Consider the following 23,591-nt stretch of genomic DNA (forward strand, 5'->3'; position numbering starts at 1 on the left):
CTGGCTTCAGGCCTTGAGGCGGGCGGCGAGCGCCTCGACGATGCGCTCCGACGAATGGCCGTCCCACAGGGCAGGGCGGCGGCCGGCCTTGGCATGGCCCGCGAGCGCCTCGCGGCAGGCGGCCAGCACGCGCGCCGGATCGGTGCCCGCCAGCACATTGCTGCCCTCGTCCACGGTCACCGGCCGCTCCGTGCTTTCGCGCATTGTCACGCAGGGCACGCCCAGGGCCGTGGTCTCTTCCTGCAGGCCGCCGCTGTCGGTCAGCACGACGGCGGCGTCCTTCCACAGGTGCAGGAAGGACATATAGGGCTGCGGCCCCAGCACATGGACGTTGGGCGCCAGCGCCAGGCCCAGGGCTTCCAGGTTCTTGCGCGTGCGCGGGTGCATGGGGAAGACGACCGGCACGTCGGCGGCCAGTTCGTTCACCACGCCGGCCGCGCGGCGCAGATTGGCTTCGCCGTCGACGTTGCTGGGGCGGTGCAGCGTGACCACGGCATAGCGGCCGAGCGTGCGCTTGAGGGCGTCGCTTTCCAGCGTCGTGGTGTCGAAGTCCTGGCCCAGCTTGGCGGCCTGGTAGAGCAGGTTGTCCACCATCACATGGCCCACGTCGTGGATGGCCTCGGGCGGCTGGCCCTCGCGCAGCAGGTGGGCGCGGCCGGACGGTTCCGTGACGAAGAACCAGTCGGTGATGGCGTCCGTCACGAGCCGGTTGATCTCCTCGGGCATGCCGCGGTCGCCGCTGCGCAGGCCGGCTTCCACGTGGGCCACCGGCACGCCGGCCTTCTTGGCCACGATGGCGCAGGCGAGCGTCGAATTCACGTCACCGACCACAAGGCAGCAGGCGGGCCTGTCCTCGGCCACGCAGGCCTCGTAGGCAATCATGATCTTGCCGGTCTGCTCGGCATGGCTGCCGCCGCCGCAGTTCAGCCGCACGTCGGGCGTGGGGATGCCCAGCTCCTGGAAGAACACGTCATTCATGTCCTTGTCGAAGTGCTGGCCGGTGTGGATCAGCCGGGCCTGCAGCCTGCCATCGGCCGCAATCGCGCGCAGCAGCGGCGCGATCTTCATGAAGTTGGGCCGGGCGCCTGCGATGAGGTGAACGAGAGGGCGGGGTTGCGACATGGCTTGATCCAGGAGTTTCAGGCGGCGATGCGGTAGTCGGGCGCATGGCGGCGCAGCCACTGCTCCAGCATCATCAGGGTCCAGACGGTCTCGCCGTAATAGCCGGCATGCTCCCTGAGCCGCTGGGTGAACAGGCTTTCGACGAAATCGGCCCGCGCGATGCCGCGGGCAGCGATGCCGCGCAGCGACTCCGCAGCCAGCGCGTTCAACGCAGCATCCTTGACCGCCCAGGGGCCGAAGGGCAGGCCGAAGCCATGCTTCTTCTTGGTCAGGATGTCGTCGGGCAGGAAGCCGCGCAGGGCCTCCTTGAAGAACCAGCGCAGCTTGAAGCCGCGCAGCTTGTAGTTCGTCGGCAGCTTCATCGAGAAGTCCAGCAGCCGCGTGTCCAGCAGCGGGAAGCTCACGTCCACGCCGGCCAGGCCCGTCGTGCCGACCACCTTGGGCAGGTCGTTCTCGGCCAGGGTGTAGCGCCAGTCGAAGGCCAGCATCTGGTTGACGAGGCTGGCGTCCTTCGGGCCGGCACCCCAGGTGGCGCGCTGGTGCTCGCGCGGGCCCTGCGTGTTGACGGCGGCGAGGAAGGCCGGCGTCAGCATGTTGGCCAGGCCCAGGCGGTCCAGCAGGTTGTAGCTCTGCATACGGTCCGGCATGGGCACGCGCGCCTGGCGGATGTAGCTCGTGCCCTTTTTCAGCAGGGGGATGCTGCCGGTGACCGGGTTGGCGAACAGCGGGTCCAGCAGGCCGGCGCGCAGCGGCGACGGGATCTGGCTGTAGACGTGGAAGACCCTCTCCTTGGCATAGCGGGTGTTGCCGCCGAAGAGCTCGTCGCCGCCGTCGCCGGCCAGCATGCGGGTGTGGCCATCCGCCCGCGCCTTGCTGGCGCAATAGAAGGCCGGCACCGCCGAGGAGTTGCCGAAGGGCTGGTCGTAATGCGCGGCCACGTCCGGGATGGCGCGCACGAGGTCGGCCGGCGTCACGTAGTACTCGTGGTGCTCGGCGCCGTAGGCCTTGGCGGCGATGCGCGCGTAGGCCATCTCGTCATAGCCTTCGGAATCGAAACCGATGGAATAGCTGGCCGGCGCCTTGCCGGTGGCTTCGCCGAGCAGGCCGCAGACGGTGGAGCTGTCGGTACCGCCGGACAGGAAGCAGGCCGTGCTGCCGTCGGCCGCGAGACGCTCCTTCACGGCCGTGCGCAGGATGCCGCGGAATTCCTCGCGCAGCGCGCCAAAGTCGGCACCGCGCGGCTCGCTGAACCTGGCCGTCCAGTAGGGCGCCGCCGTCAGCTGGCCGTTCTCGAACAGCGCGTAATGCGCCGCGGGCAGGCGGTGGATGCCGGCGTAGATGGTGCGTGGCGAGGGGATGCAGTGGTGGAAGAGGTAGTCGAAGATGGCCTGCGTGTTCAGCTCGGTGATGCCGAGATGGCGGGCCAGGTCGTCGGCGCGGCTGGCGTAGTGCAAGCGGCCGTCACGCACCGCGTAGCACAGGCTGTGCACGGCGAAGCGGTCCGTCGCCAGGTAGGTGCCGCCCGAGGGCAGGGCCAGGGCAACGGCGAACTCGCCGCCGACGTCGGCCGCGCAGGCGGCGCCGCGCGCGGCGTAGGCCTGCTGCCAGGTGGCAATGTCCGCCGCCTTCAGCGTGCCGCCGGGGAACTGGGGCATGCCGCTGGCGAAGGGCGTGTCAGGGGGCAGGGCGTGGGCTTGCATGCGTGGTCTTGGGTTCAAGGCTCGGGATTGTCGACGGGCTGGCGCTTGCGCTCCTGGGCAGCGCGCCAGCGCCGCCAGGCGTTGCCGCCGGCCTGGCGCAGCAGGCCGAACAGGCCCCGCAGCGTCGTCGGGTCGTAGGCCACGAGACCGAAGCGCTCGCGGCGGTGGCTCATCCAGGTCTTCTTGTAGCTGTCGTCGCCGATCAGGTAGTCCACCTCGGCGACCTTGTCGCGCTCCATGGCTTCTTCCAGCAGCAGCGCCGTCACCAGCGTGCCGGGCGCAATCGACTTGTAGGCCTCGTCGTAGGCCACCTTGTAGATGTGGGCACGGCCGGCATTGACGATCCACAGCTGGGCGGCAATGGGCTTGTCGCCGATCCAGGCCAGGCCCAGGCGCAGCCAGCCGCGCCGGGCGCACAGGCGGATCAGGCCGGGGATGAACTCGGTATAGGGCTCGGGCACCTTCCAGCTGGCGCCATAGACGGCCTCGTAGGCCGCAATGCCGCGCTCGACGTCGGCCACGTCGCGGATGATCTCGAGCCGGCCGCCGTCCTCGGCCGCCAGGCGCTTGCTCATGCGCTTGATGGTGCTGCGCAGCTGGCCGCTGCGGTTCTTCAGGTAGTCGGCCCAGTCGCCGTCCACCTGCAGATACCAGTTGCCGAAGGCGAAGTACTCGTGCGTGCGCAGGCCCGCCCGGCGCAAGGCGTCGCGCAGCAGCTGGAACTCGCGCGACTGCGGGTCCATGGGCCAGAAGCGGTAGGCCGGCGTGCCGCGTTGCTCGCGGCGCAGCACATGCAGCAGCGGCAGCAGGTCTTCCGCGGCCAGGTCGTCGGCCAGCGCCGGCGCATAGAGGGTGGTGTAGTAGTTGGCAAGCGCGCCGACCTCCAGGCCGGTGGCGCCCTGCTGGATGCCGATGGGCAACACGGCCAGCGTGCGGCCCTGGCGGCGCAGCACATAGAGGGCGGCCTGCGACGCGTCCTTGAAGACGGTGTCGGTCAGCAGCCCGAACCAGTCGCCGCCGAACTCCACATAGGCATGCTCGCGCTGGCGCATCAACGCCAGTGCATCCTCGGGCAACTCGCGCGGGTGGCTGAAACGTTCCACCGACGCGCCGCTGCGCTCCACCATGGAGTCGGTGTCGACGCGTGCACGCTTGGGCTTGCGCTGGCGCCAGCCGCGGCCGCGGCGCAGCAGGTCGTAGACGGCGGGCAGGCCGCGGTGGCGGTAGACGCTGACATGGTTGATCCAGCGCTGCGAGGTGGACCAGGCCAGCAGGTCTGCGTCGGCATCGGTGTAGAACTCGACGACGCCGCCGGGCAGGCGCCTGAAGAGATCCTCGAGCGTGCGCAGCAGCAGCAGCCGGCCCGGTGCGAAGCGGTCGAAGGTTTCCTGGAAGGCCGTCTTCAGCATGACGGCCATGCCGGCGCGCAGCAGCACCATGCGCGAAGCGATCAGCACATCGCCCAGCCACAGTTCGTACACCAGCGCCTCGCCGCGCGCCGCGAACTCGCGCATGACCTCGGCGTAGAAGCGGCCCTGCGGGTTGTCGCGGCTGACGGCGGTGCCCTCGCGACCTTTCCAGCCGCTGCTTTCCAGCGCGGCATAGCGTTCCACCGCGGCGGCGATGTCTTCGGGCGAGCTGATCACCTGCAGGCGCTCGCCCTCAACCTCGGACTGCAGGCGGCGCAGGTAGCGGCGCATGTTCTGGATCAGCTTGCGCGGCCGCTGGGCCCAGTAGTCGTCGAAGCTGTCGCGCAGGCTGACGCTCATCGTCAGCGCATGGGGCAGGCTGTTCACGGGTCGGCCCGGCAAATCGCGCAGGTCGCCAAAGCGTGGGTCATTGCAGAGCAGGTCCAACTCGCTGGCGTAGCCGGGCAGTGCGGCGAACAGGCCGCCCATGTCCAGGTCGGGCGGGATCAGGCTGGGGCCGATCTGCGTCTGCGACGGCAGGAAGCTGGCCCACACCCCCAGCCGGCGCGGCTGGCGGTCGATGAGCAGCATCGCGACGGCTTCGCCATTGCGCCGCGCGATGGCCAGTTGCACGCCGGCAGCGCCGAAGTGGCGCAGCAAGGCGTCGACGAACTGGCTGTCGAGCAGGCTGTGACCCGCCATCAGCTGCCGGTTGAGGCGATCCCAGGCGTCACGGTGCTCGCCCAGGCCCTGGCCGGCGGTGACGGGGACCAGGGTCCATTGGAGCCCCATGGTCTTGGCCGCCGTCATCCCGACAGCGGCCGCAAGGGGGTGGCCGGAAGCGATGGACGGTGGATCATGGGCTTTTGGAGGTGTCGACCGGCGATGGTGCCGGCGTCGCAGGCTGGCGCAGCAGCCAGCGGCGGGCGCGCTGGAAGTGCGACTCGTCGGCCAAGGGGTGGTGCGTCCATTGCACCGCGACGGCAGCGAAGATGGCGCCCAGGCCCGCCACGGGCAGCCAGGCCAGCACGGGCAAGGGCTCGGTATGGCCCCAGCCGACATAGGTGATCTGGCAGAGCGGCGGCAAGGCAGCCGCGGCAGCCACCACGGCACTCTTCATCAGGGCCTTGCGCATGATGCCGTGATCGTCACCGACCGCATGGCGGCGCACGGCGGCGAAGATGGGCGCCGCGATGACGGACGACGCCATGAAGGCGATGGCGCAGGCCTCGATGCTCTTGAAGATGATGGCGGCGCCGGCGATCAGCACCATGCGCATGGGCTGCAGCAGCAGCTCCACACGGGTAACCAGGTCGATGCGCCCGATGGCGGTGAGCAGATTGGGCGTCAACGCATTGGTGGCCGCCACGGCCCCGGCCAGCGAGAACAGCGGCACGAGGGCTGCGGCCTGGTGCCATTGCGAGCCGTACAGCAGGTGCAGCACCTCCAGCGAATACAGGGCCACCAGCGTGTGGAAGGGCCAGCCAAACACCGTCACCAGCGCGACGGAGCGCGCATAGGGCACCGGCAGCGCCACGCCATCGCGGTGGGCGCTGGCAAAGGCCGGCAGGGCCACGTTGCGGATCGCGCCCATCAGGTCGCGGTTGAACATGTTCATCAGCCCCTGCGCGCGGCTGAGCACCGCCACGGGCTGGAAACCCAGCACCTTGGCGACGACGAGGTCGTTCATGTCCATGGCCAGGGAATTGACCAGGCTGGTCACCGAAACCTGCCCGCCAAAGCCCAGCATGGGACGCCAGCCGCCGAGTCGCGGGCGCGGAAAGCCGTATTGCGGCCTGACCAGCCACAGCCCCACGACGGTGGCCGCATTGCCGGCCACGGCGCCCCAGGCCAGCGCGCTGACACCCAGGCCCAACACGGCCAGGCCGACGGAGGCCACGGCGCCGGTCAGGGAGGCGGCGATCATCACGTACAGCAGGCGCTTGAACTGCAGCGCGCGCCGCAGCAGCGCCAGTGCCACCGTCGTCAAGGGCAGCAGCAGGAAGTTCAGCGAGCAGATGCGCAGCGTCGTGACGACGCGGGGGTCTCCGTAATAGTCGCCGACGAAGGGCGCGGCCACCAGGGTGGCGACGAACAGCGTCGCGCCCAGGCCCATGGTCAGGCTGAAGGCGGTGCCGGCCTTCTCCTCGTCCAGTTCGCGAACCTGCACCAGATAGCTGCCGATGCCGAAGTCGCGCAGCGCCTGGGCCAGGCCCAGCACGGCCATGCTGACCGAGTAGATGCCGATCTGTTCCGGTGTCAGCAGCCGGGCCAGCGCCATGTTGGACGCCAGCGCCAGCACCAGCATCAGATAGCGCTCGATCAGCGACAGCGCCAGCGCGCGGCGGACGCTAACCATGGGGCACCTCGTCGGCCAGGAAGTGCGGGCCGGTGGTGGCGGTCAGCCTGGCATGGCGGCGCAGTTGGGGCCACCGCAGCAGCAGCTGCCAGCCGGCCACGACGCTGGCGAGATAGCCCTTGCCGTCGCGGCTGACCAGGGCCTCGGCCACAGGCGCGACAAAACCCTGGCTCAGCAGCGTGGCCAGCATGTGCAGCGCGCTGAAGCCGGGCCGCTTGACCTCGTTCAGCAGCAATGCGCGGCGGCGCCGGGCCAGTTGCAGGATTTCGCCGACCCAGCTGGGGCGCGGGCCTTTGACGGACTCGCGCAGGTGCACGATGCGGCTGGCCGGCAGCAGCGCGAACACGATGCGCTGGTGCTGCCAGCGGTGCAGCAGGTCGTCGTCCTCGCCGTACATGAAGAACAGCGGGTCGAAGCCGCCCGCCTGGCGCCAGACCTCGGCGCGCACGAACCAGGCGGCGGCATTGACGCCGAAGGTCTCGTAGTAGGCCTGGCTGCGCCCCATGCAGGCGTCGGCCAGATAGCCGGGCAGATGGCGCTGCAGATAGCCGCGCAGCGTGCGCTGGTCGACATGTTCGGCATCCGGGCTGCAGTGCAGCGGCGAGACGACGCCGATGTGGGGGTGGGCATCCATGAAGGCGGTCAGCTCCGCCATCGACTGCGGCAGCACATAGGCGTCCTGGTTGAGCAGGAAGACATAGCGGGCGCCGCGCGCCAGCGCATGCCGGATGCCGATGTTGTTGCCGCGCCCGAAGCCGTCGTTGCTGCCGTTGCGGATCAGCACCACGCTCGGGAACTCCGCCGACACGATGGCACAGGTGTCATCGCTGGAGGCGTTGTCCACGACGATGACCTCGGCGCCGCTGTCCGCCAGCGAGCCGAGGCAGCGGCGCACCCACGGTGCACCGTTGTAGGTGACCACCACCACGCTGACCGCGGGCTGTGCGCCAGGAGAAGGCTGTGCGGTGGTTTGCATCAGTAGGTGTTCTGCTTCTTCTGGGAGTGCCGTTCGACCCAGGCCGGGTAGGCCGCCGGCCGCAGGCGCGACACCCAGCGGCTGGTGCAGGTGCCCCAGGCCCGCCGCAGGCGCAGCTCGCGCTGGAAGCGAACGGGCTCGGGCTCACCGCGCAGCGGGGCCAGCAGGCAGCCCAGGGCGTCCTGGGCCAGCTGGCTGTACAGCCACAAGGGTACCCAGGCGAAATGACGCATGCGCGTATCCATCTGCTGCCAGGGCGAGATGCCGGCCTTGAAGGACCAGCGGCGGAAATAACGCTTCGTCAGGATGGCCGCATCCACGGGCGCCGTGACGACCAGGCGCGGCTCGTAGGCGACGACCTCCCCGCGCGACAGGCAGCGCTGGCCGAACTCGAAATCCATGTGCCGGAAATGAGCCTCGGAAAAACCCCCAACGCGGTCGAAGAGTGCAAGCCGTGCCACCAGATTGGCGCCTGCGGGGGAATAGGTGGCGGGCGGCGGCTGCAGGCGTTGGGTGCCGAGGTCCACCTGTCCGACGATGGCTGCCATCGAATCGCCATACCAGGTGGGCGGGCCGTCGCCCGGCCATTGCAGTTCGGTGCGGCCGCCGGCCAGCATCAGCGCGTGCGGGGCGAACACCGCGGCCACCTGCTCCAGCCAGTCGGCCGGGAACAGGATGTCGTCATCGGTGAAGGCCAGCACTTCGCAGCCCAGGGCGCGCGCCCGCGCAATGCCCGCATTCAGCGCGAACTGCTTGCCCTGGCGGGGCTCGAACAGGGCGTGGAGCCGGCCCAGGGGCCATTCGCGGGCCCATGACGTGAGGCGGGCCTGCGTGTCATCGCTGGAGTTGTTGTCCACGACCAGCACCTCCACCGCCGTCCCCGCTGGCGTGCGCACCTGAGCCAGGCTGGCCAAGGTCTCGGCGAGCACGGCGGCACGGTTCCAGGTGCAGATGATGACGGCAATAGGGGAGGGCATTCGGGCTTGGTTCACCAGCGGGCTGCCGGGCGTGCGACGACGCCGACCGGGGTTCCAACCGCTTCGTTGGCCTGGGCAAACGGGCAGCCATGGGGCGCAGAAGTGTAGTCCGCGCAGGCCGCCGCCCAGGGCGTGCGACTCCCCGTGATCGGGCGACCCGCGCCGTCCGGTAATTCGTCTCGGTCACCTATGATCGCCGGCCGCTTGTGCGGGTCGGCGCTGTGGTGCTCCGGACCTGCGTTTCACTCCCTCTTGATGGCCCTCTGCACCGAATGAGCAATGCCAACTCGCGCCCGGCGCGATGCCTGATCACGGGCGCCTCGGGCTTTATCGGCACGCGTTTGTGTGAGCGCATGGACGCCCAGGGCGGGCAGGCCTACGTTGCCATGGCCCGTTCTGCGGCCGGTTCGCAGCCGGGGCGGTCTTCGGTCCAGGCCGACCTGCTGGTGCCCGGTGACGCCGCGCGCGCGCTGGCGGGTTGTGATGCCGTCATCCATCTTGCCCATGGCGGTCGCGGCCCGGAGGCCACGCGGCGCCTCGTCGAGGCCGCCGTGGCGCAGAAGGTGCGCCGCTTCGTGCACATCAGCACCATGTCGGTCCACGGCCCTCGACCCGGCATCGAGGCGGCACGCGAAGAGACGGCCCGCATCGGGCGCTATGACGAGGGCTATTCCGATTCCAAGGCCGAGCAGGAAGAGATCGTCCAGGCCGCCATCGACAAGGGCGACCTGGCGGCCGTCATCCTGCGGCCCACCGTGGTCTACGGCCTGGGCGGTCATTTCGAGCGCCAGGTGCTGCAGCAGGCCAAGGCCGGCGAGGTGACGCTGTTCGACGACGGGCGCGGTGTCTGCAACGCGGTGTTCGTCGACGATGTCTGCGATGCCATCGAAGCAGCGCTGCTGAGCGATGCGGCCGTGGGCCAGGCCATGTTCATCAATGCCGACCGCTCGATCAGCTGGGGCGAGTTCATCCGCGGTTTTGCCGCCTTGGTCGAGCCGCCGCCGCGCATCGTCAGCCTGTCCGCTGCCGCCGTCGAGACCTGGTGGGCCGAGCATCCGCCCGAGCCGGTGGGCGGCCTGGCCACGCGCGTGCTGCGCAAGCTCAAGCATCTGGCGGGCGTGCGCCCTCCCGTTTCGCCCTGGCCGCCGCTGGGCCGCGTGCGCCGCGAGACCTTCCCGATCACCTTCGCCAATGACAAGGCCAAGCGGCTGCTGGGCTGGTCGCCGCGCGTCGATTTCGAACAGGGCCTGGCCCTGACCGCTGACTGGCTGCGGGCGCGGGGCGAACTGGCTCGATGAAGCCGCGGGCCGTCATCGTTGGCGCCGGCCTGGGTGGATGCGTGCTGGCGCATGCGCTGCTGGACTCGCATGAGGTCGTCATCATTGAACGGGGCCGCGAGGCCGACGATCGGCGCTTCCCTGTCAGGGACGCGGGCGTGCCGGCCGGTACAGACCCGCATGTGGGCGCCGGCCTGGGCGGCACGACCCAGCTCTGGCACAACGGCCTGATCGAGATCGACGAAGAGATCTTCGCGGCGCACTGGCCGTTTCCGAAGGCGACGCTGGACGGCTGGTACGAGCAGGCCTTTGCATTGCTGGCCGGCGTCGAGATCACGCCGGTGCGAGCGGCCATCGCCGAGCTGCGCCGCAAATACTTCAGCCTGGGTGTGCCCGAGGGCCTGATGCAGGGCCTCTACTACCCCCGCTGGCCGCGCAATCTCTGGGACAGCCTGGCCTTGCAGGGCAAGGTCGAGGTCGTGCAGGCCGAGGTGGTCGACTTCGAGCTGGACAGCTCGGGGTCCCGCGTCGCCAGCCTCACCCTGGCCGAGGGTGGTCAGCGCCGCCAGCTCGAGGGTGACGTCTTCGTGCTGTGTGCGGGCGGCCTGGGTTCGCCGGTGCTGCTGCAGAAGCTGGCCGCACGGGCTGCGCTGCCGGCCCTGCGCCATGCCGGCGCCCATTACGAAGACCATCCGATGGGCTTTGTCGGCGAGGTCGAGGTCACGGTGCCGCTGTACCGGCTCTGGAACTACCGGGTGCGCGGCACCGACGGCAATCTGCGCCTGCCGCTGGTGGTCAAGCGCGCCGGCCTGCACATCTCCTTCCAGCTGCGCCCCGCGGCCAACTACCACCGCAACAGCCGCCGCGAGCGCGTCGGCAGCGTGTTGAACGAGTTGCGCCGCAACCCCTGGAACCCCTTGCATTACTTCAAGCTGTTGAAGCACTGGGACGACATCCTGGACATCCTGTCCTTCAAGTTCGGCATCCATCTGCCGACGCGCCACTACACGCTGCTGCTCTGCGCCCAGATGCCGACCTCGGCGGACCTGTCGGTCTGGAGCGAGCGGGATGCGGCCAGCGGTGCCGAAGTCCGCGTGCGGCGCTGGGTGCTCCCCGAGGACTACCTGGCTCAGCTGCAGGCCTCGGTCCAGGACGTGCTGGCTTGGCTGGCACCGGTCACCCAACGCTTTCGCGCCTTCAGCGGCTGGCAGGGCGACCTGCGCTCGGCCGCCCATCACTCAGGCACGGCGCGGCTGTCGACGGACGCCGCCGGCGGCGTCTGCGACGTGCACGGCCGGGTTCATGGCCTGTCCAATCTCCATGTCTGTGACGGCTCGCTGATTCCGGCCAGCGGCATTGCCAACACCGGCCTGACCATCGCCGCGCTGGCCCTGCGCCTGGGCGCACATCTTCGTCAATCCATCCCTTCTGCATCGCGAGCGATCCCATGAACCTTCACGTCGCGATGGCCGGCCGCAGCATGAATGTCCCGCATCTGCGGGGCACCGGCCGCTACGAGCAGGAGCTGCTGCGCAACACCCGGCCCGGTGACCAGCTGCAATGGACCGCCTATGGCCACAACCCGGCCCAGCCCTTCCGCGTGCCCGAGGGCTTGATCGGCCACGCCGAGGTGTTCGAGTTCCGCGGCGACCGCTTCCACCTGTGGGAGCAACTGGGGCTGCCCCGCAAGGTGCGCGACAGCGGCGCGCAGTTGCTGCATTGCGCCGAGAACACCGCGCCGGTCTGGCAGCCCGTGCCCACCATCGTGACCATCCATGACACGGTGCCGTGGGAGGAAGACCGGCGGGGCCTGGACCGCTTCTATATGCACGACGTGCAGCGCATGGCGCTGCGACGCTGTGCTCACGTCATCACCATCAGCGAGTCGTCGCGGCGGGACATCGCCACCCGCTGGCCATTTCTCGCCGATCGCCTGACCATCATCCCGCACGGCATCGCCGACGAGTTCTTCAGCGACGTGCGCGTGCCCCTGCCTGCCGTGCTGCAGCAGTCGCTGGGCGACGCCCCCTATCTGCTGTACCTCGGCGGCGGCCAGCCGCGCAAGCGCTTCGACTGGGCGCTGGAGCTGCTGGCCCGCAGCGGCCGCGACGACCTGCATCTGGTCGGCTGTGGCTTTGGTGCCGGGACCGCGCCGCTGGAGCGCGTGCCCGAGGCCCTGCGCGGCCGCGTGCATTTCGCGCCCTTCCTGGAGGACAGCGAGCTCGTGACGCTGTACCGCGGCGCCCAGGCGGCCATCTACCCCACGCTGTACGAAGGCTTCGGCTTCCCCGCGGTGGAAGCGCAGGCGGCCGGAACGCCGGTGCTGTTCAGCCCCGTGAGCAGCCTGGTCGATCTCGTCGGGCCGCTGAGCTGGACCAACGAGCCTCAGGATTTCGACGCCTGGCTGGCGTCGCTGCGCGAGGTGCTGGCGCTGCCGGCCGCGGTGCGCGCGGAAAAGGCCGCTGCGGCCGTCGCCTGGGTCAGGACCTTCTCCTGGCGCAGCAGTGTCGAGCGGCATTTCGAGGTCTACCGCGAAGTGCTGGCGCGCAGCCAGCGTCGCTAGGCGCACCCCGGCGCCGCTGCCCGGGCCGGGTTACTCGTTCTTCGGAATCCAGCGGCGCACCAGCGATTTGCTCATCTTGGAGAAGGTACGCCCGCGGTGCGGGCCACTGGCGAGCAAGCCGGCGAAGGTTTTCAGGCCCAGGCCGAGGTCGCCCTTGGCACAGTGCGAGTCCGCGAAATTACACCAGCCGCGGTGCTGGAAGTCGCGCAGCGCCTGGGCGTCGATGGTGTGACCGGCTGGTGCGCTCATGCCGAAACGCCGGATCAGGTCGCTGCGCATCAGCTCGGTGGTGTTGGTCGCCGGCACGCGCCGCGACAGCGAGACCGGGTGCTGGCGGTACAGCACAAAGGGCTCGGCCAGGCGCACGAAGCGGTGCTGGGTGCTGGCGCGCACCAGGTACTCCCAGTCGTCCGTCTGCTGGTTGTCGGTCAGGAAGCCGCCCATGCTGTCCCAGGCACTGCGCCGCCACAGCACCGACGAGGGCAGGGCATGGTTGTCGAGGATGAGGCGGGGGTAGATCCAGCCCGACAGGGTCTCGTCGATGCGGCCGCTGCGTGGCTCCTGGAAGAAGCCGGGGCGCGGCTCGCCATGCCAGACCTGGAAGGCCGTGTAGCAGAAGTCGTGGTCCGGGCGGCTTTGCAGCGCCTCGATCTGCAGGCGAAGCTTCTCGGGATGCCACAGGTCGTCGGCATCCAGCAGTGCAACGAATTCCGAATCCACCTCGGCCATGCCGCGATTGCGCGAGCGCGACATGCCGCGGTTCTCCTGCGAGATGACGCGCAGGCGCGCATCGTCCAGCGAGGCATTGGCGGCGGTGGCGTCCTTGGAGCCGTCGTCGATGACGGTGAGCTGCAGATCGGTGAAGGTCTGGTTCAGGGCCGAGCGCAGGGTTTCGGCGATGAAGGCTTCGGCGTTGTAGGCGGGAACGACGATATTGACGCGCGGCATGGGCGGGAGGCGGTCTCAGCGGGAGGGTTGCGATGCGGGCTCGGCCGCGGAAGCCGCCGACGCGGCCTCGGCGGGCTCCGCCGGCGGCTCCTGCCAGCGGCCCACCGATTCAAGGCGCTTTTGCAGATCGGTCCGCGTCAGCCCCATGCCCATGGCGCGATGCGCCTGCGCCAGGGCCTTGTCGTAGTCCTTCATGTCGAAATACAGCATGCCCGCATTGAAGTGGGTCAAGGGGCTGTCACCGGCCTGCGTCACCACATAGGCCAGGAAACGCTGCGCCTCTTCGAGCCGGTTGCGGCGGGTCAGATGGCTGACGTACAGCATGCGAAAGACCAGGTCGTCCGGAGCGAACTCCATGCCGCGGGCGAAGTAGCAGTCGACCGTCATCTCCGCGCCCTTGGGCTGGTCCGCCTTCTCCCTCTCGGACAGGCGTTCCATCGAGATCATGGCCCGGGCATGGTTGGGGAACACGCCGAGCGTGTAGCCGATGTCGCCGCCAAAGGGGCCGGTCTCGCCTCGCGTCAGCGACTCGACGCCACGCGTGAAGTGGGCTTCCTCGACGATGGAGCGCTGCTGCGGTGCCGCGGTGCGGTAGTCGAAGGGGCCGTAGCGGTTGCGCGACTGGCCGCAGCCGTCCGGGGCGTCGGCGCGCTTGGCGGCCTGCGCGGGAAGCGCTGCCGCCATGGCCAGGCTGATCGCGAGGCAGGCGAAAGCCAGCTTCGTCAGGGGTTTGTCGCTAGACATCGTGTCCTCAACCATTCCAAACAGATGCGGCACTGGGCGTCATGGTCCGACGAGGCCGAAAACGTGTGGTCGGCCGTTGGCAACTCGTGCAGAGCCAGTGTGGGCCTCTCCAGCAGGCCGGCCCATGCAGGCGCGCTGGCGGCGCAGCCGGAGAATTCGCGGGCAGTGTAGTCATCGCCGCTGAGCACCAGCAGGGACGGGCCGGCGAAGCCGCGCAGGCCGGCCGCCATGCGGTCCTGGAAGCTGCGCGAATCCGAAGCCTTGCCGGCACCGCAGGCCAGTTGCAGATTGCTGCCCAGACCGCGCAGTGCCTTGGCGCCTACGCCACCCTTGAGCAGCTTGAGCCAGAACTCTTTCTGGCGCAGGCGCTGCCAGTAGTAGTGCTTCACATGGGTCTGGGCCAGCGACGCGGCGGAGCGCACCCAGGGGTTGAGCAGGGCCACGCCGGCCACGCGGGTGTCGCCGGTCGATTCCAGATAGAGCAGGGCGGCCGAAGCGGCATCGCACAGGCCCCAGAGCGCCACACGCTTGAGCGTCGGGCGAGCGGCCAGCAAGGCGTCGATGGCGGACTTGATGTCGGCGTCGACGGCCAGGAAATCACGCGTCTCGCCCGGGCTGTCGCCCATGCTGCGGTAGTCGAAACGCAGGGCCGCGAAGCCGTTGGCGGCCAGATGACGGGCCATCAGCGTGAACTGGCGGTGGCTGCCGGCACGGTACTGGGGGCCGCCGACGATGATGAGGACACCGACCTCGGCCGGCGTGCCGTCGGGTTCGGCCAGGATGCCGACCAGGGGCTGGCCCTCGCAGGCGAAGCTGAGCACCGATTCCTTCACGCCAAGGCCTCCACGGTGGCCGCAATCAGCGCGGGGGCGAGTTCGATCTCGGCCGTGGCCCAGAAGCCGGGGCCTTGCACGATGCGCGGGCGCACGGCCCAGCCGGCGTCGCCCCAGCTCTTGATGGCTTGCTCGCTGACGGGCGTCAGCACGGCGTCTTCACGAGTGCTGAGTTCCAGCCATTCGACGCGGCCGGGCGAGCCGGCGGGCGCCAGCTTGGCGGCCTCCAGGCCGGAGGCGAGGGCAGCGCCCAGGGCGTAGCCGGCGATCTCCACCGACCGGCCGGCGGCCAGTTCGGTCTTCATCTGCTCCATCAGCCCCTTGCTGGCACCGCTGGCCATCTCGGCGGCCAGCTTCAGGCGCAGGAACTGCTGCAGCGCCAGCTTGCCGCTGGTCATGGGCTGCCAGAACAGGTAGTTGACCGGGCGACCCCAGTCCGCGGTGGCCAGCATGCTCCCGGCGCGCAGGCCCCAGAGCCACAGCGGCGCGTTCGGCACCTTGGCGTCGAGCCAATCCAGCCCCAGGCGCACATCGGCCTGCCAGTCGGCCCAACCGGCGTCGCCGAAATCGGCGGAGGAGTCGCCGCAGCCGCGCAGGTCGATCTGCAGCACGGCATGACCGGCATCGGCGAGCGCCCGGCAGGCCAGGGCGGCCATGCGGCGCGACTTGTTCATCTCCTCCGCAAACGGGTGCAGATAGAGGACCTTGCTGCGCGCTGCGCCGGGGGCGGCGTGGAACAGGCAGAGTCGCTGCTCGCCGCCGGCGGCGGGCAGGAAAAAGACGTCGGGGTGTGGGATCAACCCAGGCGGGCGGCGACGAAGTCCGCCAGCGAGCCGACGGTGGCGAAGGTGTCGCCGTCGATGTCATCATCATCGACGACCAGGCCCAATTGCTCTTCCAGCGCAGTGATCAGGCTGACCACGGCCATGGAGTCCAGCTCGGGCAGGGCGCCGAGCAGGGCGGTGTCGCGGGTGAAGGTCTGGGCGCGGCCGTTCAGGCTCAGCACATCGTCGAGAAGCCTCAGCACGTGGCCGAGGACCTGATCTTTGTCCATGAAGGGGCTTCCAAAAGCAGCCGCGCAGTTTAGCTGGGCTCCCCCCTCGCTCCCGGGGCGCGCACCCCTCGGCTCAAGGGTCGCGTGAGATACTTTTTTCATGCCCGAATCGACCCTGTTGCACGAGTTGGTGGCCGTCGCCGCCGAGCGCACGCCCGACGCCCCGGCCCTGACCTATGGCGCGGCGACGCTGAGCTATGGCGAACTGGACGCCGCCGTGCGCGGCTTTGCCAGCGGCCTGATGCAGCTGGGCCTGGCCCGCGGCGAGCGGGTCGCCATCTACCTGGAGAAGCGCTTCGAAACCGTCGTTGCCAGCTTTGGCGCCCCGGCCGCCGGTGGCGTCTTCGTGCCGCTGAACCCCCTGCTCAAGCCCGATCAGGTCAGTTTCATCCTGCGCGATTGCGATGTGCGCGTCCTCGTCACGTCGCCCGAGCGCCTGTCCCAGCTGGGCGAGGTGCTGACCCAATGCCCGTCGCTGCGCCATGTGGTGCTGACCAGCGGCGCGGGCTCGGCACCCGTGCCGGTGCATGACTGGACCCAGTTGCTGGCCGCACCGGCCCGCGCCGGCCACCGCGTCATCGACACCGACATGACGGCCATCCTCTACACGTCCGGCTCGACGGGCCGGCCCAAGGGCGTCGTGCTGTCGCATCGCAACATGGTGGCGGGTGGCAAGAGCGTGGCCAGCTATCTGCAAAACCGCGCCAGCGACACCTTGCTGGCTGCCTTGCCGCTGTCCTTCGACGCCGGCTTCAGCCAGTTGACCACGGCCTTCCACAGCGGCGCGCGCGTCGTGCTGCTGAACTATCTGCTGCCCAAGGACGTGCTCAAGGCCATGGAGCGCGAGAAGGTGACCGGCCTGACCGCCGTGCCACCGCTCTACATCCAGCTGACCCAGCTCGAATGGCCGGCTGCCATCGACGCCAACTTGCGCTACTTCGCCAACACGGGTGGCCGCATGCCGCGCGCGACGCTGGACCTGCTGCGCGCCAAGGCGCCCTCGGCCCAGCCCTTCCTGATGTATGGCCTGACCGAAGCCTTCCGTTCGACCTATCTGCCGCCCAGCGAGGTCGACCGCCGCCCCGACTCCATCGGCAAGGCGATTCCCAACGCCGAGATCCTGGTGCTGCGCGAGGACGGCAGCGAATGCGCGCCGGACGAGCCGGGCGAGCTGGTGCACCGCGGTGCCCTGGTGGGCCTGGGCTACTGGAACGATGCCGAGAAGACGGCCGAGCGCTACAAGCCGCTGCCGATCGGTGTCGGCGGCCGCGAGGGCGGCCTGCAACTTCCCGAGTTCGCCGTGTTCTCGGGCGACACGGTCAAGCGCGATGCCGAAGGCTTCCTCTACTTCGTCGGCCGCCGTGACGAGATGATGAAGACCTCGGGCTACCGCGTCAGCCCCACCGAGGTCGAGGAGATCCTCTACGCCACCGGCCTGGTGGGCGAATGCGTGGCTTTCGGCGTCTATCACGACACCCTGGGCCAGGCCATCCAGGTCATTGCCACGCCGCCGGAAGGTGCCGCCGCGCTGGACCTGGCCGCTTTGACCGCCGCCTGCAAGGCGCGCATGCCGGCCTACATGGTGCCCCACGGCATCGACGCGCGCAGCGGCCCGCTGCCGCGCAACCCCAACGGCAAGATCGACCGCAAGACCCTGTCGACCGACTGGGCCGAACGCCTCAACGCCTGATCTCTGCATGAGCGAACCCACCGCCCCGAAGCGTGCCCTCGAGCACGCACCCGTCCTCTTCCCGCGCGACGCACAGGGCGAGCTGCTGATCGGCGGCCAGCGCCTGTCGGTGCTGGCCGAGCGCGTCGGCCAGACGCCTTTCTATGCCTACGACCGCGGCCTGTTGAAGGCCCGCGTCGCCGAGCTGCGTGCCGCCTTGCCCTCGGGGCTGGAGCTGCATTACGCGATGAAGGCCAACCCCATGCCGGCCCTGGTCCAGCTGATGGCCGGCTTGGTGGATGGCATCGACGTCGCTTCGGCCGGCGAACTGCAGGTGGCGCTGAATGCCGGTGCTGACCCGCACGAGATCAGCTTTGCCGGCCCCGGCAAGCGCGACATCGAGCTGGGTCAGGCCGTGGCGGCCGGCGTGCTGGTCAACGTCGAATCGGCTCGCGAACTGGCGCCGTTGGCCCGTGCCTCCCAGCGCCTGGGCCTGCCGGCCCGCGTCGCCCTGCGCGTGAACCCCGACTTCGAGCTCAAGGGCTCGGGCATGCGCATGAGCGGCGGCCCCAAGCAGTTCGGCATCGACGCCGAGGCCTTGCCCGAGGTGCTGGCCGAAGTCGGCCGGCTGAAGGGCGAAGGCATCGCCTTCGAAGGCTTCCACCTCTTCGCCGGCTCCCAGAACCTGAAGGCCGAAGCCATCTGCGAGGCTCAGCTGAAGAGCTATGAGCTGGCCCTGCGCCTGGCCGAGGCCGCGCCTTCGCCCGTCAAGTTTTTGAACCTGGGCGGCGGCTTCGGCATTCCCTATTTCCCGGGCGAGACGCGCCTGGACCTGGCGCCCATCGCCGACAACCTGGCCGCGCTGCAAGCCCGCGCCAAGGCCGATCTGCCGGCCGCCAAGCTGGTCATCGAACTGGGCCGCTATCTGGTCGGCGAGGCCGGCGTCTACGTCAGCCGCGTGGTTGACCGCAAGGTCTCGCGCGGCCAGGTCTTCCTGGTGGCGGACGGCGGCCTGCACCACCACCTGTCGGCCTCCGGCAATTTCGGCCAGGTGCTGCGCAAGAACTACCCGGCCTCCGTCGAGCCGCAAGGCCGCCGTGAGACCGCGACCGAGGCCGCCAGCGTCGTCGGCCCCCTGTGCACGCCGCTGGACCTGCTGGCCGACCGCATGGACATGGCCAAGGGCGAGATCGGCGACCTGGCCCTGGTCTACCAGAGCGGCGCCTACGGGCGCAGCGCCAGCCCGGAGGGCTTCCTGGGACATCCGGCCTGCGTCGAGGTGCTGGTCTAAGGCCTAGGAAGCGTCTTCCCAAACGCCGTTGTTCAGGATCTGGTGCGGCCTGAACCCGGCCTTGTAGGCCATCTTGGGGCTCTCCTCGATCCAGTAGCCCAGATAGAGGTGATTGAGCTTCAATTCCTTGGCCTGCTGGATCTGCCACAGCACGCCATAGGTGCCCAGGCTGCCGGCGACGTCGGGGTCGTAGAAGGTGTAGACCGCCGACAGGCCGTCGTTGAGGATGTCGAGGATGGAGACCATGCGCAGCGGCGTGCTGCCATCCGGCATGGTTTCGCGGAACTCGACCAGGCGTGAGTTGATGCGGCTTTGCAGCAGGAACTGGGTGTACTGGTCGACGCTGTCGTGGTCCATGCCGCCGCCCGAGTGCCGGCCGGCCTGGTAGCGCAGATAGAGGGCGTAATGCTCGGGCGAATAGCCCAGGCGCATGACCTTGGCCTGCAGATGGCGGTGAGCCTTCCAGGCGCGGCGCTGAGCGCGGGTGGCCTCGAAAGTGCTCACCGGCACGCGCAGGGCGATGCAGGCCCGGCACTGGTCGCAATAGGGGCGGTAGGTGAACAGCCCGCTGCGGCGGAAGCCCGCGGCCACCAGGTTGGAATAGGCGTCCGCGTGGATGAGATGGCTGGGGGTGGCGACCTGGGAGCGCGCCTGGCGGCCCGACACATAGCTGCACGGGTAGGCGGCCGTGGCATAGAACTGGATCTGCGCGAGCGGCAGTTCTTTGGGGTGGGTCACGTGAGGTCGAGGATCCGGTGCCAGTAGGCCGAATGATAGGTCCAGGGCCCGGGCGTGGCTTCACCGACATGGGTGGCGAGATGGTCCTCGAAGGCCGCCCGTGGGACTTCTGCCGCACCCAGGGAGGCCAGGTGAGGGGTGTTCTGCTGGCAGTCGATCCAGGGAATGCCGAATTCCCGGCACAGGCAGATCAGGGCGCACAGGGCGATCTTGGAGGCGTCGGTGCGGCGCATGAACATGGACTCGCCATAGAACATGCGCCCCAGGTTGACACCGTAGAGGCCGCCGATGAGCTCGCCGTCCATCCAGGTCTCGATGCTGTGCATGGCCGGCCAGGCCAGGTAGGCGGCCTGCAGTTCGGGGACGATCCAGGTGCCCGACTGGCCTTCGCGCGGTGCGCTGGCGCAGGCCTTGAGCACGGCGGCGCGATCGAAGTCGATGCGGATCTCGCAGCCGGGCGTGCGGGCAAAGCGCGCGACCGTCTTGCGCAACGAGTGCGACAGCTTGAAGTGAGCCGTCTGCAGGACCATGCGCGGGTCGGGTGCCCACCACAGCGGCGGCTGGCCGGGGCCGTACCAGGGAAAGATGCCGCGGCGGTAGGCGGCCTCCAGGCGCTCGGGGGTCAGCGTGCCGCCGGCGGCCAGCAGGCCGGGAGCGTCAGTGTCGGGCCCGAGCGCACGGCGGCTGGGCGGGAAGTCCAAGGTCGCTTCGTCGAGCCAGTCGATCATGGCTGGCACCGTACCATGCCGCCCATGATCACCGTCTATGGCATCCCCAACTGCGACACCGTCAAGAAGGCCCGCACCTGGCTGGCCGACCAGGGCCTGGAGGTCACCTTCCACGACTTCAAGAAGCAGGGCGTTCCCGCCGAACTGCTGCCGGCCTGGTTGAAGGCCTTCGGCCGCGACAAGCTCATCAACCGCACCGGCACGACCTGGCGCAAGCTGGACGACGCGACCCAGGCCGCCGTCGTCGACGACGCCAGCGCGACGGCCCTGATGCTGGAGCAGGCCAGCGTCATCAAGCGGCCCGTCGTGCGCTGGCCGGACGGCCATTGGACGCTCGGATTCAGTGCAGAGGCGTTCGAGAAGAGTGCACAGAAAGCACCAAACAAGGGCTGACCGCCCGCTTGTGGTGCTGATGGGTGCTGGATTCATGCCTTAAAAGCGGGCATTGAATTTGCAATTTCGGTGCGGTTTGGCTCGGCTTGGTGCATGTCGCCCAGGTCTGGAGCCGCCGGCCGGAGACAGCGTTGGAGACGACATCGATCAAGCAGGGCGCTGATGCGCTCTTCATCCTCCTGGGCGCCATCATGGTGCTCGCCATGCATGCGGGCTTTGCCTTCCTGGAACTGGGCACGGTGCGCAAGAAGAACCAGGTCAATGCCCTGGTCAAGATCCTGGTGGACTTCGCCGTGTCCACGCTGGCCTATTTCCTGGTCGGCTATGCGGTCGCCTATGGCACGCACTTCTTCGTCGGCGCCGAGCAGTTGGCGCAGAAGAACGGCTATGAGCTGGTCAAGTTCTTCTTCCTGCTGACCTTTGCGGCCGCCATCCCGGCCATCGTGTCGGGCGGCATCGCCGAGCGGGCCCGCTTCGGCCCGCAACTGGCCGCGACCTCGATCATCGTCGGCTTCATCTACCCCTTCTTCGAGGGCATCGCCTGGAACCAGGCCTTCGGCATCCAGGCCTGGCTGAAGGCTGCCAACGGCGCCGAGTTCCATGACTTTGCCGGCAGCGTCGTCGTGCACGCCGTGGGCGGCTGGATTGGCCTGGCCGCCGTGCTGCTGCTGGGCCCGCGACTGAACCGCTACCGCAAGGACGGCGCCATGAGCGCCCACCCGCCTTCCAGCATCCCTTTCCTGGCCCTGGGCGCCTGGGTGCTGACGGTGGGCTGGTTCGGCTTCAACGTGATGAGCGCCCAGACCCTGGACAAGATGTCCGGCCTGGTCGCCGTCAATTCGCTGATGGCCATGGCCGGTGGCACGCTGGTGGCCGTGCTGCTGGGCCGCAACGATCCAGGCTTTGCCTACAACGGCCCGCTGGCCGGCCTCGTCGCCGTCTGCGCCGGCTCGGACGTCATGCACCCGCTGGGCGCCCTGGTCACCGGCGGCATCGCGGGCTGGGTGTTCGTGCAGTTCTTCACCCTGACGCAGAACCGCTGGAAGATCGACGACGTGCTGGGCGTCTGGCCCCTGCACGGCCTGTGCGGTGCCTGGGGCGGTATCGCCTGTGGCATCTTCGGCCAGAAGGCCTTGGGCGGCATCGGCGGCGTGTCTTTCGGCGCCCAGCTGATCGGTACGCTGGGTGGGGTGGCCTGGGCGCTGGCGGGTGGCTTTGTCGTCTACGGTGTCATCCGCAAGATCACCGGCCTGCGCCTGGACGCCGAGCAGGAGTTCGAGGGCGCCGATCTTTCCATCCACAAGATTGGCGCGACACCGGACCGCGAAGTGAGCTGGTAAGCTGGTCCGAACGCTGTTCACCAAGGCCTCCCTGGAGGCCTGTTTTCCATGTTCACAGGCATTGTCCAGGGCGTCGCCCGCGTCGAATCCATCGAGGCCCGCGAGGGCCTGCACACCCTGCACCTGAAGTTCCCTGAGGGCTTTGACCAAGAGCTGGCCATCGGTGCCAGCGTGTCCTGCGACGGCGTCTGCCTGACCGTCACCGAAAGGCCAGCGCCCGATGTGGCCAGCTTCGACGTGATGGCCCAGACCCTGAACCTGACGACGCTGGGCGGCCTGATGGTGGGCTCCGGCCTCAACGTCGAGCGTGCCGCGAAAGAGGGCGTCGAGATCGGCGGCCATCCGTTGTCCGGCCACGTCGACGTCTCGGCCCGCATTGCCGCCATCCGCAAGCCCGACAACAACCATGTCATCCGCTTTGCGCTGCCTGCACCGTGGATGCGTTATGTCTTCGCCAAGGGCTACATCGGCGTCAATGGCTGCAGTCTCACCGTGGCCGAGGCCCAGCGCGAGCGCGACGGCTCGGGCTGGTTCGAGGTCTGGCTCATCCCCGAGACCCTGCGCATGACGACCTTCGGCGCCAAGGATGTGGGCGATGCGGTCCACATCGAGATCGAGCGTAGCACCCAGGTCGTTGTCGACACGGTGCGCGACGCGCTGGACGAAAAACTCGGCCCGCTGCTGCCGGTGCTGGAAGCCATCGCCAGGGAGCGCGGCATCGAGCTGACCCAGCTCACTCTGCCGCGCTGAGGCGCAGCCGGTCCAGCTCGGCGCGCGAGCGTGCCACGACGCGGTTGAGCCTCTCGATGACCCAGGTCCAGCGGCTGTTCAGGCCGGTGGCGAAGTGCAGGGAGGTCGTCGTCATGGTCACTGGCGCAAGCGCGAGGCCGCGCTCCTGCATGCCGGCCAGGGCCGGGTGGCGGGCTGCCAGTGCGGCGTCGCCAGTCTCCAGCGTGATGAGCGCCGCCCGGCAGCGTCCGGCCGCGGCCATGCGCAGGGCGGTGTCGTCGTCGTTGGCTTCCAGCGCCAGCATGCGGCCCAGGCCGGCAGCGCTGAACAGCTCGCCATAGCTGGAGCCGCGCGCCCAGCAGACGGCCTGGCCGTCCAGGTCGCCATAGTGCTTGAGCGAGGTCTCTTCGCCGCGGCGCACGACGGCCCAGGTGTGGTTGGTCCAGATGGGCAGGCTGAACAGCAGCTCCTTCTCGCGCTTGGGCGTGCGGCTGAGGCCGTACATGACGCCTTCGCCGGAAGCGGTGAGCTTCTGCGCGCGCAGCCACGGCGTGGGCCGGTAGTCCCAGCCCAGGCCGGACTGAGCGGCCAGCCAGGCCAGCATCTGTGGCGTCTGGTCCGACGGCGGGCCGGTGCCGACAAACAGTGGCACCAGCGGCGCGGCCCGCGCCGGCAGGGTCAGCGACCCGAGCGCAAGAGCCAGCAACTGACGGCGGCCGGGCTCGTGCATTGAGGTCATGG

22 protein-coding genes are annotated in these 23,591 nt (G+C 69.2%); 8 read left to right on the plus strand and 14 right to left on the minus strand.

Annotated elements, in window-relative coordinates; all coding sequences use genetic code 11:
- Window positions 1-6: 6 nt before the first annotated feature.
- The 6 genes from wecB to ACS5PN_RS00885 all read right to left on the minus strand — a co-directional run bounded on the left by wecB (window position 7) and on the right by ACS5PN_RS00885 (window position 8,543).
- Window positions 7-1,122, minus strand: a complete 1,116-nt coding sequence (wecB, locus tag ACS5PN_RS00860; RefSeq protein ID WP_439462055.1) for a non-hydrolyzing UDP-N-acetylglucosamine 2-epimerase — start codon at window positions 1,120-1,122, stop codon at window positions 7-9.
- 17 nt (window positions 1,123-1,139) lie between these two features.
- The gene (locus ACS5PN_RS00865; protein WP_439462056.1) at window positions 1,140-2,822 is read right to left on the minus strand and encodes an asparagine synthetase B family protein; all 1,683 of its coding nucleotides are present in this window, start codon (window positions 2,820-2,822) and stop codon (window positions 1,140-1,142) included.
- Between the two features lie 14 nt (window positions 2,823-2,836).
- Window positions 2,837-5,023, minus strand: coding sequence for a GNAT family N-acetyltransferase (locus tag ACS5PN_RS00870; protein ID WP_439462057.1), 2,187 nt, complete (start codon window positions 5,021-5,023; stop codon window positions 2,837-2,839).
- A 64-nt stretch (window positions 5,024-5,087) separates the two neighbouring features.
- Window positions 5,088-6,590, minus strand: coding sequence for a lipopolysaccharide biosynthesis protein (locus tag ACS5PN_RS00875; RefSeq protein WP_439462058.1), 1,503 nt, complete (start codon window positions 6,588-6,590; stop codon window positions 5,088-5,090).
- Window positions 6,583-7,566 carry a glycosyltransferase family 2 protein gene (locus ACS5PN_RS00880; RefSeq protein WP_439462059.1) on the minus strand — a complete coding sequence of 328 codons (984 nt, stop codon included), beginning with the start codon at window positions 7,564-7,566 and terminating at the stop codon, window positions 6,583-6,585. Before ACS5PN_RS00880 ends, ACS5PN_RS00875 begins: the two co-directional genes overlap by 8 nt.
- Window positions 7,566-8,543, minus strand: a complete 978-nt coding sequence (locus ACS5PN_RS00885) for a glycosyltransferase (RefSeq protein WP_439462060.1) — start codon at window positions 8,541-8,543, stop codon at window positions 7,566-7,568. The genes ACS5PN_RS00880 and ACS5PN_RS00885 overlap by 1 nt, the downstream gene beginning before the upstream one ends.
- A gap of 272 nt (window positions 8,544-8,815) precedes the next feature.
- Here ACS5PN_RS00885 and ACS5PN_RS00890 point away from each other — a divergent pair, with 272 nt between their 5' ends.
- From ACS5PN_RS00890 to ACS5PN_RS00900, 3 genes are read left to right on the plus strand one after another with little or no spacing between them, the layout of a single operon-like run.
- A complete protein-coding gene (locus tag ACS5PN_RS00890) occupies window positions 8,816-9,841 on the plus strand; it encodes an NAD-dependent epimerase/dehydratase family protein (RefSeq protein ID WP_439462061.1) in 1,026 nt (341 codons plus the stop codon).
- The gene (locus ACS5PN_RS00895) at window positions 9,838-11,271 is read left to right on the plus strand and encodes a GMC oxidoreductase (protein ID WP_439462062.1); all 1,434 of its coding nucleotides are present in this window, start codon (window positions 9,838-9,840) and stop codon (window positions 11,269-11,271) included. The genes ACS5PN_RS00890 and ACS5PN_RS00895 overlap by 4 nt, the downstream gene beginning before the upstream one ends.
- Entirely contained in the window at window positions 11,268-12,383 is a 1,116-nt protein-coding gene (locus ACS5PN_RS00900) for a glycosyltransferase family 4 protein (protein WP_439462063.1), read from the plus strand. Before ACS5PN_RS00895 ends, ACS5PN_RS00900 begins: the two co-directional genes overlap by 4 nt.
- A 30-nt stretch (window positions 12,384-12,413) precedes the next feature.
- Here the strand turns inward: ACS5PN_RS00900 and ACS5PN_RS00905 are convergent, their stop codons facing one another.
- From ACS5PN_RS00905 to ACS5PN_RS00925, 5 genes are read right to left on the minus strand one after another with little or no spacing between them, the layout of a single operon-like run.
- Window positions 12,414-13,331 (minus strand): glycosyltransferase family 2 protein, encoded by a 918-nt coding sequence (locus tag ACS5PN_RS00905; protein WP_439462064.1) that lies wholly within the window; start codon window positions 13,329-13,331, stop codon window positions 12,414-12,416.
- Between the two features lie 15 nt (window positions 13,332-13,346).
- A complete protein-coding gene (locus tag ACS5PN_RS00910) occupies window positions 13,347-14,075 on the minus strand; it encodes an ABC transporter permease (RefSeq protein ID WP_439462065.1) in 729 nt (242 codons plus the stop codon).
- Window positions 14,054-14,908, minus strand: a complete 855-nt coding sequence (locus ACS5PN_RS00915) for a hydrolase 1, exosortase A system-associated (protein ID WP_439462066.1) — start codon at window positions 14,906-14,908, stop codon at window positions 14,054-14,056. Before ACS5PN_RS00915 ends, ACS5PN_RS00910 begins: the two co-directional genes overlap by 22 nt.
- Window positions 14,905-15,708 carry a hydrolase 2, exosortase A system-associated gene (locus ACS5PN_RS00920; RefSeq protein WP_439462067.1) on the minus strand — a complete coding sequence of 268 codons (804 nt, stop codon included), beginning with the start codon at window positions 15,706-15,708 and terminating at the stop codon, window positions 14,905-14,907. The genes ACS5PN_RS00915 and ACS5PN_RS00920 overlap by 4 nt, the downstream gene beginning before the upstream one ends.
- Window positions 15,705-15,962: an acyl carrier protein gene (locus tag ACS5PN_RS00925; RefSeq protein ID WP_439462068.1), complete on the minus strand. Its 258-nt coding sequence runs from the start codon at window positions 15,960-15,962 to the stop codon at window positions 15,705-15,707. The genes ACS5PN_RS00920 and ACS5PN_RS00925 overlap by 4 nt, the downstream gene beginning before the upstream one ends.
- 100 nt (window positions 15,963-16,062) lie before the next feature.
- Here ACS5PN_RS00925 and ACS5PN_RS00930 point away from each other — a divergent pair, with 100 nt between their 5' ends.
- Both ACS5PN_RS00930 and ACS5PN_RS00935 read left to right on the plus strand, forming a co-directional pair.
- Entirely contained in the window at window positions 16,063-17,652 is a 1,590-nt protein-coding gene (locus tag ACS5PN_RS00930; RefSeq protein ID WP_439462069.1) for an acyl-CoA ligase (AMP-forming), exosortase A system-associated, read from the plus strand.
- A 7-nt stretch (window positions 17,653-17,659) separates the two neighbouring features.
- A complete protein-coding gene (locus tag ACS5PN_RS00935) occupies window positions 17,660-18,922 on the plus strand; it encodes a pyridoxal-dependent decarboxylase, exosortase A system-associated (protein ID WP_439462070.1) in 1,263 nt (420 codons plus the stop codon).
- Window positions 18,923-18,925: 3 nt separating this feature from the next.
- Here the strand turns inward: ACS5PN_RS00935 and ACS5PN_RS00940 are convergent, their stop codons facing one another.
- Both ACS5PN_RS00940 and ACS5PN_RS00945 read right to left on the minus strand, forming a co-directional pair.
- On the minus strand, window positions 18,926-19,660 hold the full coding sequence (locus ACS5PN_RS00940; protein WP_439462071.1) for an arginyltransferase: 735 nt from the start codon (window positions 19,658-19,660) through the stop codon (window positions 18,926-18,928).
- Entirely contained in the window at window positions 19,657-20,388 is a 732-nt protein-coding gene (locus ACS5PN_RS00945) for a leucyl/phenylalanyl-tRNA--protein transferase (protein WP_439462072.1), read from the minus strand. Before ACS5PN_RS00945 ends, ACS5PN_RS00940 begins: the two co-directional genes overlap by 4 nt.
- Window positions 20,389-20,403: 15 nt before the next feature.
- On the opposite strand from ACS5PN_RS00945, the gene ACS5PN_RS00950 reads away from it, so the two are divergent.
- The 3 genes from ACS5PN_RS00950 (at window position 20,404) to ACS5PN_RS00960 (ending at window position 22,871) form a co-directional block, all read left to right on the plus strand.
- Window positions 20,404-20,781, plus strand: a complete 378-nt coding sequence (locus ACS5PN_RS00950) for an ArsC family reductase (protein WP_439462073.1) — start codon at window positions 20,404-20,406, stop codon at window positions 20,779-20,781.
- Between the two features lie 131 nt (window positions 20,782-20,912).
- Entirely contained in the window at window positions 20,913-22,121 is a 1,209-nt protein-coding gene (locus tag ACS5PN_RS00955; RefSeq protein ID WP_439462074.1) for an ammonium transporter, read from the plus strand.
- Window positions 22,122-22,169: 48 nt separating this feature from the next.
- Window positions 22,170-22,871, plus strand: coding sequence for a riboflavin synthase subunit alpha (locus ACS5PN_RS00960; RefSeq protein ID WP_439462075.1), 702 nt, complete (start codon window positions 22,170-22,172; stop codon window positions 22,869-22,871).
- Here ACS5PN_RS00960 and ACS5PN_RS00965 read toward each other — a convergent pair.
- Window positions 22,855-23,589, minus strand: a complete 735-nt coding sequence (locus ACS5PN_RS00965) for a substrate-binding periplasmic protein (RefSeq protein ID WP_439462076.1) — start codon at window positions 23,587-23,589, stop codon at window positions 22,855-22,857. The genes ACS5PN_RS00960 and ACS5PN_RS00965 overlap by 17 nt on opposite strands.
- Window positions 23,590-23,591: the final 2 nt, after the last annotated feature.

The sequence above is a fragment of the Roseateles sp. NT4 genome (assembly GCF_051857475.1).
In the GTDB taxonomy this organism is placed as follows: domain Bacteria; phylum Pseudomonadota; class Gammaproteobacteria; order Burkholderiales; family Burkholderiaceae_C; genus Pelomonas.